Annotated in this window: 15 protein-coding genes; 4 read left to right on the top strand and 11 right to left on the bottom strand. The window is 73.2% G+C overall.

The annotated features are described in order from the left end of the window. Window positions 1-146 precede the first annotated feature (146 nt). The 7 genes from AB0J04_RS42770 to AB0J04_RS42740 all read right to left on the bottom strand — a co-directional run bounded on the left by AB0J04_RS42770 (window position 147) and on the right by AB0J04_RS42740 (window position 5,900). Entirely contained in the window at window positions 147-1,085 is a 939-nt protein-coding gene (locus AB0J04_RS42770) for a hypothetical protein (protein ID WP_363174114.1), read from the bottom strand. Continuing rightward, the gene (locus AB0J04_RS42765) at window positions 1,082-1,570 is read right to left on the bottom strand and encodes a hypothetical protein (protein ID WP_363174113.1); all 489 of its coding nucleotides are present in this window, start codon (window positions 1,568-1,570) and stop codon (window positions 1,082-1,084) included. The genes AB0J04_RS42770 and AB0J04_RS42765 overlap by 4 nt, the downstream gene beginning before the upstream one ends. Window positions 1,571-1,573: 3 nt before the next feature. Beyond that, a complete protein-coding gene (locus tag AB0J04_RS42760) occupies window positions 1,574-2,797 on the bottom strand; it encodes a macrolide family glycosyltransferase (protein ID WP_363174112.1) in 1,224 nt (407 codons plus the stop codon). Then, window positions 2,794-3,720 (bottom strand): patatin-like phospholipase family protein, encoded by a 927-nt coding sequence (locus AB0J04_RS42755; RefSeq protein WP_363174111.1) that lies wholly within the window; start codon window positions 3,718-3,720, stop codon window positions 2,794-2,796. Before AB0J04_RS42755 ends, AB0J04_RS42760 begins: the two co-directional genes overlap by 4 nt. Before the next feature lie 200 nt (window positions 3,721-3,920). Next, the gene (locus AB0J04_RS42750) at window positions 3,921-4,394 is read right to left on the bottom strand and encodes a carboxymuconolactone decarboxylase family protein (protein ID WP_363174110.1); all 474 of its coding nucleotides are present in this window, start codon (window positions 4,392-4,394) and stop codon (window positions 3,921-3,923) included. 154 nt (window positions 4,395-4,548) lie between these two features. Further along, a complete protein-coding gene (locus tag AB0J04_RS42745; RefSeq protein ID WP_363174109.1) occupies window positions 4,549-5,142 on the bottom strand; it encodes an SDR family NAD(P)-dependent oxidoreductase in 594 nt (197 codons plus the stop codon). 299 nt (window positions 5,143-5,441) lie between these two features. Then, window positions 5,442-5,900 carry an Rrf2 family transcriptional regulator gene (locus AB0J04_RS42740; RefSeq protein ID WP_363174108.1) on the bottom strand — a complete coding sequence of 153 codons (459 nt, stop codon included), beginning with the start codon at window positions 5,898-5,900 and terminating at the stop codon, window positions 5,442-5,444. Between the two features lie 270 nt (window positions 5,901-6,170). Between AB0J04_RS42740 and AB0J04_RS42735 the strand changes: the two genes are divergently transcribed. After that, window positions 6,171-7,376 (top strand): FAD-dependent oxidoreductase, encoded by a 1,206-nt coding sequence (locus AB0J04_RS42735; protein ID WP_363174107.1) that lies wholly within the window; start codon window positions 6,171-6,173, stop codon window positions 7,374-7,376. Here AB0J04_RS42735 and AB0J04_RS42730 read toward each other — a convergent pair. The 3 genes from AB0J04_RS42730 to AB0J04_RS42720 all read right to left on the bottom strand — a co-directional run bounded on the left by AB0J04_RS42730 (window position 7,361) and on the right by AB0J04_RS42720 (window position 9,779). Continuing rightward, window positions 7,361-7,537: a hypothetical protein gene (locus AB0J04_RS42730; protein WP_363174106.1), complete on the bottom strand. Its 177-nt coding sequence runs from the start codon at window positions 7,535-7,537 to the stop codon at window positions 7,361-7,363. The two genes, AB0J04_RS42735 and AB0J04_RS42730, sit on opposite strands and share 16 nt — an antisense overlap. Beyond that, window positions 7,509-9,059: a sigma-70 family RNA polymerase sigma factor gene (locus AB0J04_RS42725; RefSeq protein ID WP_363174105.1), complete on the bottom strand. Its 1,551-nt coding sequence runs from the start codon at window positions 9,057-9,059 to the stop codon at window positions 7,509-7,511. The genes AB0J04_RS42730 and AB0J04_RS42725 overlap by 29 nt, the downstream gene beginning before the upstream one ends. A gap of 96 nt (window positions 9,060-9,155) precedes the next feature. Beyond that, window positions 9,156-9,779 (bottom strand): DUF6629 family protein, encoded by a 624-nt coding sequence (locus AB0J04_RS42720; protein WP_363174104.1) that lies wholly within the window; start codon window positions 9,777-9,779, stop codon window positions 9,156-9,158. A gap of 146 nt (window positions 9,780-9,925) precedes the next feature. Between AB0J04_RS42720 and AB0J04_RS42715 the strand changes: the two genes are divergently transcribed. Continuing rightward, window positions 9,926-10,864: an anti-sigma factor RsbA family regulatory protein gene (locus tag AB0J04_RS42715; protein ID WP_363174103.1), complete on the top strand. Its 939-nt coding sequence runs from the start codon at window positions 9,926-9,928 to the stop codon at window positions 10,862-10,864. 22 nt (window positions 10,865-10,886) lie between these two features. On the opposite strand, the gene AB0J04_RS42710 is transcribed toward AB0J04_RS42715, so the two are convergent. After that, window positions 10,887-12,590, bottom strand: a complete 1,704-nt coding sequence (locus tag AB0J04_RS42710) for a serine/threonine-protein kinase (protein WP_363174116.1) — start codon at window positions 12,588-12,590, stop codon at window positions 10,887-10,889. A 318-nt stretch (window positions 12,591-12,908) separates the two neighbouring features. Here AB0J04_RS42710 and AB0J04_RS42705 point away from each other — a divergent pair, with 318 nt between their 5' ends. Together AB0J04_RS42705 and AB0J04_RS42700 are read left to right on the top strand one after the other, a co-directional pair. After that, a complete protein-coding gene (locus AB0J04_RS42705) occupies window positions 12,909-14,570 on the top strand; it encodes an FAD-dependent monooxygenase (protein WP_363174115.1) in 1,662 nt (553 codons plus the stop codon). Between the two features lie 156 nt (window positions 14,571-14,726). Next, window positions 14,727-15,110 (top strand): hypothetical protein, encoded by a 384-nt coding sequence (locus AB0J04_RS42700; RefSeq protein WP_363174102.1) that lies wholly within the window; start codon window positions 14,727-14,729, stop codon window positions 15,108-15,110. Window positions 15,111-15,192: the final 82 nt, after the last annotated feature.

Below are 15,192 nucleotides of genomic sequence, written 5' to 3'. Positions count from 1 at the left end.
GCCGCCCGCCTCGGTGGGCGGCCCGTCGATCCGGCCCGTCGATCCGGCCCGTCGATCCGGCCCGTCGATCCGGCCCGTCGATCCGGCCCGTCGATCCGGCCCTTCGACGCGGCCCTTCGACGCGGCCCTTCGAAGCGGCGGAGGCCTCAAGGCACCTGGCGGTCCGTCGCCTCGCTCGTGCCGAGTTGGGCGCGGATGACGGCGATCACGATGTCGGTGGTGTGTTCGAGATAGCTCTGGCCGTCCGGGAGTCGGCCCTCCGCGCTGATGTAGCTGCGCGGCCCGAGGTGCGTGGCCGGATCCAGCCGATGCACGGTGATCTTCCCGGCGCGGCGGGCCCGGTTCCAGCCGCTGCGCGGCAGCAGCCGCCAGCGCTGCGGGAAGATCCAGGTCCCGACCCGCTCGATCCGGTCGTACGCGCTGGTCAGCTGGTGCAACTGCGCGACCTGGCTGAGGTCGTTGGCCCCGTTGTGGAAGCCGCCGAGGGTGATCAGCAGCAGCGGGGCGCGCAACTGGGTGTGCAGCTCGTGGACCGCGCCCGTGGCGACCTGGGCGCCGCCGCTGTAGCTGAGCAGCACCACGGGGATGCCGCTGTCCGGCTGGTATCCGGCCAGCCGGAGCTGGGCGGCGATCTGCGAACCGACGGCCCGGTTGTACAGGGGCCGGTAGCGGTGGTCGGCGGCGACGAAGACCTGCATGACGTTGTGCAGGAACAGCAGCAGCCCGATGTGGCGGCGCAGCCATATCCACACCGGCCGGTCGGAGAGCGGGTCGGCCAGCGGCGAGTAGGGCTGCACCTGGCCCAGCACCCGCAGCTCCGGCGCGCCGGCGAGCAGGGCCTTGACCAGCTGGCCGCCGTCCCGGGTGTCGCGGACCCGGCGTTTGCCGATGCCGTCCAGGTAGACCAGGTAGGCGCTCGGGGGAGTGTCGGGGGCCGCGCCCCGGGCGTAGGGCACGCCCTCGGGGAGTTTGGTGGTGGGGGCCCGCCAGCCGGCGCTGTAGGCCAGCACCTCGTAGCGGGCCAGCAGGGCCTCGGCCAGCAGAACCGGCCCGATCGCGAAGACCCAGAGCAGGAAGTGGTTCATGCGATCGCCTCCGGCGGCGCGGTCGCACTGATCCTCACGACCAGTCGACGGACGGTCTCCACCGCGGCGCTGAGCACGGCCCCGGCGACGGCCACGCACCCGGCGGCGCCCCACCAGCCCAGCTCGGTCGCCTCCGCGAGCGCCTCGGCCAGACCGGCCCCGACGCCCACGAAGAGCACCAGATGGAGCAGCGGGCCGAGCAACGGGAACGCCAGGACGGCGCAGAGCAGCAGCGGGGCGAGCAGGCCCGGCGTCCACACGAGCGCGTCGCCCGTCGGCGCGGGGGACACCACCAGCTCGGCCAGCGTCCACGCGGTCAGCGGCCACAGCGCGAACACCGCGGCCTCGACGAGGCCGCCGGCCAGCAGCAGTCCGGCCACCACGGGCCGCGACATGCCGGGCCGGCGCGCCACGACCGGCAGGATGCGCCCGGCCGCCTCCGACATCCCGGAGAACAGCAGCAGGGCGAATACGGCGAGGGACATCGCTCAGCCTCGCTGCGCTGGATCGACGGGCGCCGACGGGTTGCCCGAGCCGGCCGTGCGCAGGTACTGCTCGAGCTCGTCCGCCGCGTGCCGATACCCGCCCGCCTCCTGCTGAGCGGCCTGCAGGGTGGCCGCGGCCGCCCGGAACCGCGGCTCGTGGAGCAGCCGCCGGGCGAGGGAGCGCACGGTGCCCTTGGCGACGTCCTGGGTACGGATCGACAGGCCCGCGCCGAGCTCGACGACCCGCCGGGCCACCAGCGGCTGGTCGGCGCCCTGCGGGACCACCAGCATCGGAACCCCGGCGTACATGGCCTCGTTGGCGCTGTTCATCCCGCCGTGGGTGATGAACAGCGCCGCCCGGGCCAGCACCTCCGGCTGCGGCACGGAGTGCAGGGCGAGCACGTTGGCGGGCAACGGGCCCAGCGCCTCGGGATCGGTCTGCCCGGTGGAGACGATCACGGTTCCGCCGAGCGGTTCGAGCGCGGTGGCGAAGGTGCGCAGCAGCTGCGGGTCGGAGTTGAACACCGTGCCCAGCGAGGCGTACAGCACCGGGTCGTGCAGCCGCTCGATCCGGAACGACGGGTCGAGCGGACGGGCGCCGAGGCTCGGGCCGACGAACTTGAAGGAGTCGTCGAACTCGTCGGCGGCGGGCTGGAACGCCCGTGAGGTGTAGACCAGATTGAGCGGCGCCCGGATGTTGCCCATGTCGACCAGGGGCAGCCCGTGCGCGTTGTAGCGGCGGTGCAGTTCCCGGCGCGCCCGCACATAGCCCTGCACGTTGCGGGGCCGAGCCGTCCCGGCGGCGAACAGGCTCCAGGAGGCGCCGGTGGGGCTGGGCACCTGCCGGTTGTAGGCGAACGTGGTGCACGACGACGCCGCCGGCACCCGCAGTTCGCGGGCGGCGATCGCGCCCCACAGACAGGCGTTGTCATGGACGATCAGATCGGGTCGGATGCCGCGCAGCTCGGCGAGCACCGTGGGCAGCACCCGGACGGCGGTCCGCGCGATCCCCTCCACCAGTGTGACCGGCATGGGCGGATCGGCGATCGGCTGGTCGCCCCCGGGGTAGAGGCACACCTTCGCACCGGTCGCCTCGATCTCGGCAGCGAAGCTGGGCGACGTGTGGTAGGTGACGGTGTGGCCGCGCCGGACGAGCTCGGCGACGACCGGCAGCGTCGGGTTCACGCGTCCGTGCATGCCGATGTTGAGGAACGAGATGGTGCTCACGGGCCTACCTCCAGTGCGGAAGAAGTCGATGCGTCGCCGGGGCCGGCCGGTGCCGTCGGCGGATCGTCCACCCGGTACAGGCCCGGTCCGCTGATGTGCAGTCCGTCGAGGAAGCGCCCCGCGGCGAGGGCGGCGGTGCTGATCAGCCGCTTGGAGTGGCCGAAGTCCCACGGAGCCGGCCAGGCCTCCACGCCGGTCGGCAGCACGACGGTCGGGATGTGCTCGGACACCTCGTGCAGGTCACGCTCGATCTGATGGTGCAACAGAAGCAGCCCGGCCCGGGACGCGATCGCGGCCGCGCTCCGGCGCGAGAAGGTGGGGCTCAGCGGCGAGCTCTCCGGCCCGGCCGACACGACGACCACGCTGGCCGCCCCCGCCTGCCTGGCCGCCAGCACCGGGACATAGGCGATCACCCCGCCGTCGACGAGGGTCCGGCCCGCACGTTCCACGGGGGGCAGCATGCCGGGAATGGCCGCGCTCGCCAGCAGCGCGGACTCCAGGTCACCGTGGTCGAGCAGCACCGGATCGCCGGTGACGAGGTCCATCGCCACCGCGGTGAACGGGACGGACAACTGCTCGATCCGCGACGGCAGCCCGGCTCCGGCGATCAGCCGACGCAGACCTCGGTCGGTGAACACGCTGGCCCGCGAGGACAGATAGCCGAGCGGATACACCTGACGGCGACGCAGCTGGGTCCACACCTGGTCCAGCCACGGCGCGGCGCTGTGGGGATGCGCGGCCGCGATCGCCCCGTTGAGCGCGCCCACCGAGGTTCCGATGATCATGTCCGGGGCGAATCCGCGCTGCTCCAGCGCGTATCCGACGCCGACGTGCGTCGCTCCGAGCACACCACCGGCGCCCACCACCACAGCCACGGGACGGGGAAGGGAGTTCAAGCCCGTCGGTGCGATTCGGCGTGTCATCGGCTACTCCATGAAAGAGGAGTCGTGCTTGTCGAAGAACGTCGTGCGTTCCTCGTCCACGTTTTCGCCCGTACAGACCAGCGGAGGGTACGACACGACAAACCCTTCCTTCGTGTGAGAGTCCGTCTCCCGCCGTCGGTCGGGGCGGCGTGGAGACGGACCGTGCGTGACCGTCGGCCCGGCCGACGCCGACGGGCCGGTCAGCCGAACTGGCCGGGCTGGTAGTCGCCCGCAGGCTGCTGGATGATGAGGTTGATCCGGTTGTAGGAGTTGATGACGGCGATGAGGGAGACCAGAGCCACGAGCTGGTCCTCGTCGTAGTACTTGACCGCGTTCGCCCAGGCCTCGTCGGTGACGCCGCCGGCGGCGTCGGCGGTGCGGGTGCCCTGCTCGGCCACCTCCAGGGCGGCGCGCTCGGCGTCGGTGAACACCGTCGCCTCCCGCCAGGCCGCGACCAGGTGCAGACGCTGTGCGCTCTCACCGGCGAGCGTGGCTTCCTTGGTGTGCATGTCGGTGCAGAAGCCGCAGCCGTTGATCTGGCTGGCGCGGATCTTCACCAGCTCCTGGGTGGCGGCCGGCAGCGTCGAGTCGGCGACCAGCTTTGCCGCCGAGTTGATGTGCCTCAGCACCTTGCCCGCGAGGGGGTGGCCGAAGTAGTTGAGACGCGATTCCACGGTGTTCTCTCCTTGCCGTGTTGCGGATACACACTACTGACCGGGATCACCCCACGATCTGTGACAGGCAGCCCGATGTGACGTGCGTCTCATTCACCCGTTCTCGCAGGTTGCGCCCGGCCGCACGGCCGCCGAGTCGCCGGGTGTCCGACCTTCAGCCCCCTAGGGGGCTCCTGAGGCTCTCGTGGCTCTCCGTGCCCGGTATCGCGGTGAACACCACAAGACGTTGTGACTGGTCGGGGTCGACGAGTGTCTGACAGTGCAGTTCGAGGGGCCCCACCTTCGAGTGCCGGAAACGGTTGGCCGCGCAGTACGGTCCGAGCACCGGGTGCTCACTCCAGAGCGCCGTGAACTCCGGGTCGGCCGCCCGGAGCGTGTCGACGAGGTCGGCGGTGCGCGAGCCGGCCCCGTCCCGGCCGTACGCGCCTTGCAGATTCGCCACCAGCAGACGGCTCTGCGCGGCGTGGTCGCTCTCGGGATGGATCAGCCGGGAGGCGGGATCGGTGAACCAGCGGTAGTGCGCACTGCGGGCCGGTCCCGTGAAGGCCGTCTCGTCGCCCAGCAGCGCGACCGCCAACCGCGTCTGTACGGCGGCGCCCTTGGCCGGGTTGCGGACCGGCAGCACCACTTCGGCGCCGGCGCGGGCGAGCCGTCCGGCCAGCGCCAGCCCCACACCGTCGCTCGCCCCCGTCACCACGGCCAGCTTTCCGCGCAGATCGGGCACGGTCGTCTCTTTCGCTTCTTTCATCGCAGGCTCCCCGGTGCGGTCGTGAAACGGTGTCGGAATCAAGGGTCCATGCGGCAGGCGGCCCGATCCATGTGGTGCTCAACCATGGACGGACAGAACATGGTTGAGCACACCACGTCCAGAAGATGACCGGGGAGACCTGGATCCGTGTGACAAGGTGTTGAGTCACACGGTATGTTCGTGGTGCACGCATGGACGCGCCGGAGCCCGCGTCCTTCGCCATGGCGTGGTGGCAGGCTTCGACGTCCCTGCCCGGGCGGCCGAGCCGGCCGAGGGGATGGTCGGACCGGACTGTGCGGTCATTCCAGCGCGGAGCGCACGATCTGGCGGACCGACGGGCTGTCGACCTCCGCCCTGATCTCGGCGAGGGTCTGGGCGGCCAGTGCCTGGTACCACGCCTGTTCCGCGCGACGCATGGCCGCGTTGACCGCACAGGCGCCCGTGGGCGGCGGTGACAGTGCGCCGATTCTGCCGCCGCAGCGGATCTCGGTGCAGTGAAAGATCTTCGTGCTCCCCTCGATGGCCTCCACCACGTCCAGGAGGGTGATGTCCTCGAGGGGTCTGGCCAGTCGGAAACCCCCGCGCGGCCCCGGCACGGAGACCACGAGCCCGGCCCGGGCGAGCTGCTGCAACTGCTTGTTGAGGTAGGAGGCGGACAGGCCGTGGGCCTCGGCGAGCTGGCCGCTGCCCACCGGGCCGCCGCCGATCATGTCCAGGTTCAACAGGGTGTGCAGAGCCCACTCGACACCTTTAGCCATTCGCATATTACGGACATTACATGTCCACGATCGTGGACATTGCATGGCCATGATCGAGGCATGGCGCCGACCGGGCGTCGCCGTTGAAAATCTTGACATCAAATATCCAGGATATGTAGCGTCCAGGATGTGCGGTGCGGGCCCTGTGTGAGGCCGCCGCAGTAGACAGCCCCTGCCCACGGCGCCCCTGTCCATGGAAAACCCCCGTTCATGGCGCACCGGCCCGTGGCGCACCGGCTCATCGCTTCGGCTTCGAAAACGGAGAAGTTCATGAAGGATGTCCTGATCATCGGTGGCGGCTTCGCCGGCGTGTGGAGTGCGGCAGGAGCCGTGCGCGCCGCCCGGGAGGCCGGCGCCCCCGGTGACGAACTGCGGGTGACCCTCGTCAGCGGCGGCGACGATCTGGTCATGCGCCCCCGCCTCTACGAGGACGCCCCCGACGGCATGCGGGTCGCCCTCGACCGCGTCCTCGGCCCGATCGGCGTCCGCCGCATCACGGCGACCGTCACCGGGATCGACACCGAGGCGCACACCGTGCGTGCCCTCGGACGTTCGGGCGAGGAACTGGACCTCTCCTACGACAAGCTGGTGCTGGCCACGGGCAGCCAGGTCGTGCGGCCCGACTTCCCGGGCGCGCAGGAGATCTTCGACGTCGACACTCTCTCCGCGGCGGCCGCGCTCGACAACCACGTGCGACGGCTGCCCGGCCGGAGCCCCTCGCAGGGCCGCTTCACGGCCGTCGTCGTCGGCGCCGGCTTCACCGGCGTGGAGATCGCCACCGCACTGAGCGGACGCCTCCAGGCCATCGCCGACCGCCACCTCGGCGCCGAGGACGTCCGGGTCGTCATGGTCGACCGCGCCGACGTCGTGGGCCCGGAACTCGGCCCGGGCCCACGCCCGAACATCGAGGACGCCTTCGACGAGCTGAAGATCGAGCGTCGGCTGGGCCGCACCGTGGCATCGGTGACCGGCCAGGAGGTCACGCTCTCGGACGGCGAAGTGATCCCCGCTGCGACCGTCGTGTGGACGGCCGGCATGGCCGCGAGCCCGCTCACGGCCCAGATCCCCGGTGAGCGCGACCGGTTGGGCCGACTGACCGTGGACGAGCACCTGCGGGTCGTCGGCGTGCCCGACGTCTACGCGGCCGGCGACACCGCGCTGGCCGCCGTGGAGGACGGTCACTCCGCGACGCAGTCCTGCCAGCACGCCCTGCCCATGGGCAAGTTCGCCGGCCACAACGTGGCGGCCGACCTGCTGGGCACCGCCCCGCTGCCCTTCACCGCCGACCCTTACGTCACGTGCCTCGACCTCGGCCCCGCCGGCGCCGTTTTCACCCAGGGCTGGGACCGCGAGATCGCGCTGACCGGTGAGGAGGCCAAGACGCTCAAGCACAACATCAACGCGCTCTGGATCTACCCGCCGACCGACGACCCGGAGGCGATCCTCGCCCAGGCGGGCCGCTACTCCAACGGCTGACCACCGTCCGCCGCCCCCTGTGAGCCGTCCGCGCCGGCGGCGAACAGGGCGTCGAACAGGACGGTGGCGGTCGGAGCGGCGGCTCGGCAGCGCGCTCCGGCGGCATGACCGCGGAGCCGCGCGTCGATGATGTCACCGGGTTTGTAGGGACGTTTCGACATCCTGTGTCGTGGTCGTGACGGACGTGTGGGCACTCCGGTTCCGTCTGCCGCCGTGGCCCGCGCCGTGTCCGGTGCCGGAGTCCCGTGCGCCGGTCGCGCAGCCGGGTTCGTCGGCCGCGGGGCCCTCGTCGTCGCCGTCGTCCACGGTGCCGGGGTCCGGGTCCGTCGTCTGCGGAGTCTCGGGTTCCGGTGCTTGGGGTTCCGGGGTCTCGGGGGCCGGGGCGGGGGGCTTCGGTGCTTTTGGCGTGTCCTCGTCGGCCGACGGAGCCGGGTCCTCGGGCTGCGCGGGCTTCTCGGCCGAGTCCCCGTCGGGAGCCTGCGGGAGGGGGGTTCCCGTTCCGCCGGAAGCGTCGTCGGTGTCGTCGGTTCCGGCGGTGTCCGAGGGTGTGGCGGGCGCGTTCGTGACGGCCTTCCGGGCCGGGGCCGTCTGCCCTGGTCCGGCTGCCGGCGCGGACGGGCCGCGGTCCTCGGCGGCCTCGGCCCGGACGACGGTCTGCGTCGGCGGCTCCTCGGCCACCGGCACCCGCAGCGTGGGCGCCTCGGCCACCGGGGGGCGCTGCCCGGGTATCGGAGCGGCGTCGGCCCCGCCGAGGATGAGGCAGACCGCCGCGGCGCCCGCCGCGAGCGCGCCGGCCGTCGCCGTCACGGGCGCCTTCGAGCCGCCGATCGCGGCCTGGCGCACCCCGTGCAGCAACCCGGCGCCGTGCCCGCCCGCGGCGCCCGCCGCGGCCGTCGCCGCACCGGCCGACCCCGCGACGAAGCCCAGGAGGAACTTGCCGGTGCCGCCCAGCGCGAAGACCAGCAGGGCCGGTCCGACGAGCGCGGGAAGCCGGTCGTTGGTGAGCATCAGCGCGGCGAGCGTCTGACGGCAGTCGTCGCACGCGTCCACATGGCCGAGCAGCCGCTCGCCCTGGCGCGCGGTCGCGGCGCCGCGCACGTACGCGGGCATCCGGGCCCAGTGGACCTGGCACGCGGGGTCCTCCGGGGCTCCGGTCTGGGCCCGCAGGAAGGCCTGCCGCATGCCTTCCCGCGCGCGGTGCAGCAGCACGGCCGTCGCGCCGTCCTTCGTGCCGAGCTGCGGACCGATCGCCGCCAGCGGTTGGCCCTCCGCCTCCGCGAGCCACAGCGCCTTCACCCAGCGCTCGGGCAGTTGGCCCAGCACCCGCACGACCAGGTCGACCGAGGACACCTGCTCGGCCGGGTCCTCGCCGTGCGCGCCCGTCTCGGCCCGGTCCTCGGTGTGCGGATCCCGCGGCGTCTCGCGCACCGCGGTTCCCGAGGCGATCGCGAGATGGCGCACGGTCGTCCTCAGGTACGCCGGCACGTTGTCGATCTCGTGCCCCTCGGCCAGTCGCCGCCACACGCGGAAGTGCGCCTCGGCGACGAGGTCTTCGGCGGTCCAGGCGTTCCTGGTGAGGGAGCGGGCGTAGGCGACGAGGCGCGGCTGCTGCTCTTCGTAGACGCGGGCGTACTCGGCCGTGGCGGAGGCCGGGGCGGACACGGCAGTGGACCGGTCGGTCATGGAGGAACGCTCCAGTTGCCTGCTGAGGGGCGGAAGGATTTGTGAGCCTAGATGACAAAACTTTCAATCAAAGTTGCAGTCATCGTAGGATGTGACTCACATCACCTCTATGGGCCTCCGGCGGCGGATCCAGCCGAGCAGCAGCACCGACCACAGGGCCGCGAACGCACACCAGGTCGAGACGAACTCCAGCCGCCACAGCGTGAAGCAGACCGCCGCGCCCACGCCGACCACCACCCCCAGGACCAGCAGCCCCCGGTCGCCGGAGAGCAGCAGCGAGCCGACGGTGGCCAGGAGATAGCCCGCGACGAGCAACGCGGGGTGCGGAAGGTCGAGGGTGTAGCCGACCGTGCGACCGCGGATCTCGGCCGTCACCGGGCCGACGGCGATCCCGTGCGCGAGCGCCGCGGCGCTCACGACGCCGACCGCGAACAGCACCGTCAGCCTGCGCCGTGCGGACGGCGGGGCGGCGCACCACACCGCCGCCGGCACCCACACCGTCAGCAGCGGCATCGCCATCACGGCCCACAGGACGGTGGCCGCTCCGCTGCCGCCGCCCGAGTCCCAGACCATCGCCTCCACGATCTGGTGCGCCCCGAGCAGCAGCGGCAGCGCCGCCAGCGGAAGGTCCCGGCTGTCGCGCGCACCCGTCACACAGGCCACTCCGACGGCCGCCACCCCGGCGCCCGCCACCAGATCGGCCGTCGCACTCCAACACATCACGTCACCATGGGTTCGGCCGTCGTCCGCGTCCGCCTTGCTGTACCCGCCACGCTACGTCCCGCCCCGGAGATCCACCTGCCGCCCTGCGGAGCGGCGTTACGCTGCTTTCGGTGGGCGCAGGCCGATACCGAAGGAGGCCGCGGGTGGTGGACGCCTCGCAGGGAGTCGACGGGCTCGGGCTGCTGCACCCCGCGCTGCTCTACCGCACCGAACAGGAGTACGTGGACCGGACGGTGTCGTTCGTTCAGGAGGGCCTGGACGTCGGCGAGCCGGTGGCGGTCGCGGTGCCCGGCCCCCACCTGGAGCTGATCGCCGTGGGACTGGGCGCCGACGCCCGCGGAGTCCGTCTGCTGGACATGGCCGAGGCGGGCCGCAACCCGGGCCGGATCATCCCCACGGTGCTGCGCGCGTTCGCCGACGCCCATCCGCGCGGCCGGGTGCGGATCATCGGCGAGCCGGTCTGGGCGGGCCGCAGCGCGGTGGAGTATCCGGCGTGCGCGCAGCACGAGGCGCTGATCAACGCGGCCTTCGAAGGCCGGTCGGTCACCATCCTGTGCCCCTACGACGCGACCCGGCTGGACGAGCGGGTCCTGGCCGATGCGCGGATCACCCACCCGACCGTCATCGCCGACGGCGCGGAACGGGCCAGCGACGTCTACGACTGGCCCTCCGTCCTCGCCCGCTACAACGAGGCGCTGGTGCCCGCGCCGGACGCCGCCGTGTTCTCCTTCGGCCCCGACGACCTGTTCGCGGTGCGTGCCTTCGCCGTCGGCCAGGCCGGGCGACTGGGCCTCGCGGGGCAGCGGCTGGCGGACGCCGAGCTGGCGGCGGCGGAACTGACCACCAACAGCGTGGTGCACGGCGACGGACGGGGCACCCTCGCCGTCTGGGCCGAGGCCGGACAGGTCGTCTGCGAGGTCCGTGACGCGGGCCGGCTGGCCGATCCGCTGGCCGGGCGCCGCACGCCCGCCCGCGGTCAGATCGGCGGCCGCGGTCTGCTGCTGGTCCACTGCGTGACCGACCTGGTGCGCCTGCACACCGGCGACGACGGCACGACCGTCCGCTTCTACATCGGCCGCTGAGCGCCCGTCGACCGCTCGGACGTCAGTCGGAGGCGCGCAGCGCGCCCCAGGTGTTCTTGCCGACGATGCCGTCGACCGCCAGTCCCTTGTCGCTCTGGAAGCTGCGGACCGCCGTCTCCGTGTCGGGGCCGAAGTCGCCGTCGACGCCCGAACCGCCCACGGCGTAGCCGCGTCTGGTGAGCATGCACTGGAGTTGTACGACCCGGTTGCCGCTGTCTCCCAGGTCGGTGCGGCCGTTGCCCGCGTAGTACGTGCAGTCGGTGATCCAGGCCGGGGCGCCGGGCGCGGTCGTGACCGGGTCGGCGGAGGGGCTGGTGTCGCCGACGGGGGCGGCGGGGGTGGTCCGTGCGCCGTCCGTGGCGGTGACGAAGGCTTCGGGCGACGGGTCGACGGCGTCGTCCGTGACGTCGGCGAGGCTGTCGGACGCGCCCGGGGCGGAGGTCCGGGCCGTGGCGACGGGGGCGCCTGACGAACCGTCGTCGCCGGACGGCTCCCCGGTGCGGGTGCCGTCGGCCGACGCGACGGCCTCCGGCGCGGCGGCGCCGGCGGGGCCGTCCGTGCGGATGAGCACGAAGGCGCCCGCGGCGACGGCGCACAGGGCGGTGCCCGCCGCGGCGGCCAGGATCCGCTTCCGGCGCACCGGCGGCCGCACCGCCGTGGTCGAGGTGGGCGCTACGGCGGACGGCGCGGGCGTCGGGGCCTCGGGTGCGGGGCTCTGCTGCGGGGACGCCGGTACCGGCTTCACCCTGTCGTCCGACGGCTGCAGGCGTTCCGCCCGCTCCACGGGCAGGCGGCACAGCGTCTCGTACGCGCGCTGCCGGGCCAGCACCTGGCCGTGCAGCGGTTCCGGCCAGCCGGGGGCCGAGGCACGCGCACCGGCCGTGTCGATCAGCTGCCGTGGGGTCGGGCGCCGCTCGGGCTCCTTCGCCAGACAGGCGGTCAGCAGCGCCCCCAGCTCCGGGTCGACCTCCGAGACCGCGCCGGTCACCTCCGGGTTCGGCTGCTCGAACGCCACGCGGTGCATGACGTCGACACCGGTGCCGTCGCCGAAGGGGGCCCGCCCGGTGGCCGCGTAGAGCAGGGAGCCGGCCAGTGAGAACACGTCCGACGCCGTGTCGCAGTGGCCCGTGCGCAGGTACTCCGGCGACATGTAGGCCGCGGTGCCGACCCGGTTGCCCGTGCCGGTGATGGCGCTCGCGTCCAGCGCCTTGGAGATCCCGAAGTCGATCACATGCGCGCCCTGCGGCGACAGCAGTACGTTGGACGGCTTCAGGTCCCGGTGGACGACTCCCACGGCGGCGAGGGCGGTGAGCGCCCGGCCCAGCTCGGCCACCAGCCGCCACACCGTGGCCGCCGGCAGCGCGCCGCCCCCGCGCACGGCGTCGGCCAGGTCCAGCCCGGGGACGTACTCGGTGGCCATCCACAGCAGCCGGTCGTCCCAGCCGGTGCCGCATAACCTCGGCGCGTGCGGCGGACCGAGCCGGCCGTGCACCGACGCCTCGCGTTCGAACCGGCGCTGGAACCGGACGTCCTCGGCGTACTCCGGCCGGATCACCTTCACCGCGAACAGCCCGGGACCGTCGTCCGCGGCCCGCGCCAGATAGACGCGCCCCATCCCGCCGCTGCCCAGCAGCGCCACCGGTACGAAGGGGCCGACGCGGCCCGGGTCGCCGATCCGAAGCGGAGCCGCGCCGGTCTGCCGGAGCGCGGCGCCCTCGTTCGCCACGGGGTTCGCCAAAGGGTTCGCCAAGGGGTTCGCCGCGGGGTTCGGCGGGGGCGGCAACTGGTCGGACACGGAACTCCCGAAGTGATGTTCGTCGTAAGTCAGTTCGCACTGGACGGGAGATCGAGGCTAGCCCGAGCCGTGCCCGGTGCTCAGGGTTTCCACCGGTTCCGTCCGGCCCGTCCCGGCCGGGGGTCGGCCCGCCGGCGGCGCGACGCAGGCGGGTGAAGCCTGAAGCACCGTCAGCTCCACGGGGCATGCATGAGGATCTCCGCCGTATCCGGCCGGGTCGGCGGACACGACGCGCTGGAGGCGAGAGTGATGAACGAACGAGCCGAAGAGGCCGGTCCCCGCACCCTCAGGGTCCCGGTCCTCATCGTCGGCGGCTCCCTGGTCGGTCTGGCGACCTCGCTGTTCCTGGGCAGGCTGGGGGTGCCGCACGTGCTGCTGGAGCGCCACTCCGGCACCTCCATCCACCCACGCGGCCGCGGCAACAACGTCCGCACGATGGAGCTGTTCCGGGTGGCCGGGGTCGAGCGGGCCATCCAGGACGCGGCCGCCACGCTGGCCGACAACCACGGCATCCTGCAGGCGCCCACCCTGGTCGGCGACGCGGGGGAGTGGCTGTTCAAGGACATCGACCCGGGCGGCGGACTGGCCCGCTTCAGCCCCAGCGCCTGGTGCCTGTGCAGCCAGAACGACCTGGAGCCGGTCCTGCTCGACCACGCCGAGCGGCTCGGCGGGGACCTCCGGTTCTCCACCGAGCTGATGTCGTTCGAGGCCGACCCCCAAGGCGTCACCGCCGTGGCGAAGAGCCGGGACACCGGCGAGCACCTCACCGTCCGCGCGGACTACCTCGTCGCCGCCGACGGCCCCCGCAGCCCCGTCCGCGAGCAGCTCGGCATCGGCCAGAGCGGCCCCGGCGACCTGTTCCACAACGTCAGCCTGACCTTCCGCTCCCGCGGCCTCGCCGAGGTCGTGGGCGACCGCCGCTTCATCGTCTGCTACCTGACCAGCCCGGACGCCGACGGCGCCCTGCTGCCGGTGGACAACCGAGAGAACTGGGTCTTCCACGCCCCCTGGCACCCCGAACAGGGCGAAACCCTGGAGGAGTTCACCGACGAGCGGTGCGTCGAGCACATCCGGCGGGCGGTCGGGGTCGCCGACCTCGACGTGGAGATCACCGGCAAGGCGCCCTGGCACGCCGCCCAGCGCGTCGCCCGCAGCTACCGCTCGGGGCGCGTGTTCCTCGCCGGCGACTCGGCCCACGAGATGTCCCCGACCGGGGCCTTCGGCTCCAACACCGGTATCCAGGACGCCCACAACCTCGCCTGGAAGCTGGCCGCGGTCATCGACGGCTGGGCGGGGGAGCGCCTGCTGGACAGCTACGACGCCGAGCGCCGCCCCGTCGCGGAGGCCACCAGCGCCCGGGCCGCCGTCCGGTCGGCGGAGCACAGCCACCCCGGATTCGCGCCGCCGCCCGGCGCGGGCGGCGGAGGCGGTCCCCAGCGCGGCATCCTCAACGTGGCCCTCGGCTACCGCTACCCGCAGGGCGCCGTGGTCGGCGCCGATCCCGCCTCCCCGGTCGTTCCGGAGGGCCTCGACCTGACCGGCGAGCCCGGCAGCAGGGCGCCGCACCTGTGGGTGCGGCGCGGCGACGAGCGGATCTCCACGCTCGACCTCTACGAGCGGTCCCTGGTGCTGCTCAGCGACGCCGACGGGCCGAGCGGCTGGCACGAGGCCGCCGAAGCCCTCGCCGAGGAGCTGGTCCTCCCGCTCAGGTCGTACCGGGTGGGCGCCGGCTCCGGGGCCGACCTGGTGCCGGAGGGCGACGCCGACTGGGCGGAGCGCCACGGCACGGTCCGCGGGGGCGCGGTGCTCGTCCGTCCCGACGGGTTCGTCGCCTGGCGGTCGCCGGGTCCGGACCCGGCCCCCGAGTCGACGCTGCGTCAGGTCCTGAACACCGGGCTGGCGCTCGGCTGATCCCGTTCCCATCCCGTGCGGTTCCCGTGGGCTTCACCCGTGTGAACGTCCCGAGTGGTGCTGCGGCGGCGGGCGGCTGACGGTGGATCACGTCCCGGTCGGGTCCTGTCAGCTGACGAGGCGTCGGCTGCCCGGCCGTGGCGGAAGGACCATCAGATGCGTTCTGCTCGCATGATCCTGGCCACCGCGGCGGCGTGTGCCGCCCTCGTCGTCGGCGCCCCCGGCGTCCACGCGGCCGCCGGTGACACGGACCACGACGACTCCTCCTACAGCAAGGAGGAGCACGACAAGCCGCACGGCGGGGTGCACACCGGCGGCGGCGCCCTCAGGGACGCGGACGCGGACAACGAAGCCGACAAGGAAGCCGGCAAGGACGAGGACTCCTGGGGCGGTCACGAAAAGCCCAGCGGCGGGGTGCACACCGGCGGCGGCGCCCTCGCCGGGCCCTCGGCGACCGCCGCCGGACTCGGCGTCCTCGCCGTCGCCGGCACCGGCCTCTACGCCCTGCGCCGCAGGAAGACCGCCGGACGCGCGGCCTGAGCCATGCCGGTTGCGATAGCGAAGCCGCGGCCGCCGCCCGTACCGCGTGCGGCGGCCCGGCTCGCCCCCCCCGTGCCCCGTC

It is taken from the genome of Streptomyces sp. NPDC050263 (genome assembly GCF_040655955.1).
In the GTDB taxonomy this organism is placed as follows: domain Bacteria; phylum Actinomycetota; class Actinomycetes; order Streptomycetales; family Streptomycetaceae; genus Streptomyces.
This window is presented reverse-complemented; position numbering and strand designations above follow the sequence as displayed.

Coding starts and splice junctions, on each gene's coding strand:
- AB0J04_RS42705 (WP_363174115.1), top strand. CDS start 12,909: ATGAACGAACGAGCCGAAGAGGCCGGTCCCCGCACCCTCAGGGTCCCG.
- AB0J04_RS42700 (WP_363174102.1), top strand. CDS start 14,727: ATGCGTTCTGCTCGCATGATCCTGGCCACCGCGGCGGCGTGTGCCGCC.
- AB0J04_RS42725 (WP_363174105.1), bottom strand. CDS start 9,059: ATGACCGACCGGTCCACTGCCGTGTCCGCCCCGGCCTCCGCCACGGCC.
- AB0J04_RS42755 (WP_363174111.1), bottom strand. CDS start 3,720: ATGACACGCCGAATCGCACCGACGGGCTTGAACTCCCTTCCCCGTCCC.
- AB0J04_RS42770 (WP_363174114.1), bottom strand. CDS start 1,085: ATGAACCACTTCCTGCTCTGGGTCTTCGCGATCGGGCCGGTTCTGCTG.
- AB0J04_RS42720 (WP_363174104.1), bottom strand. CDS start 9,779: ATGTGTTGGAGTGCGACGGCCGATCTGGTGGCGGGCGCCGGGGTGGCG.
- AB0J04_RS42745 (WP_363174109.1), bottom strand. CDS start 5,142: ATGAAAGAAGCGAAAGAGACGACCGTGCCCGATCTGCGCGGAAAGCTG.
- AB0J04_RS42735 (WP_363174107.1), top strand. CDS start 6,171: ATGAAGGATGTCCTGATCATCGGTGGCGGCTTCGCCGGCGTGTGGAGT.
- AB0J04_RS42765 (WP_363174113.1), bottom strand. CDS start 1,570: ATGTCCCTCGCCGTATTCGCCCTGCTGCTGTTCTCCGGGATGTCGGAG.
- AB0J04_RS42730 (WP_363174106.1), bottom strand. CDS start 7,537: ATGTCGAAACGTCCCTACAAACCCGGTGACATCATCGACGCGCGGCTC.
- AB0J04_RS42740 (WP_363174108.1), bottom strand. CDS start 5,900: ATGGCTAAAGGTGTCGAGTGGGCTCTGCACACCCTGTTGAACCTGGAC.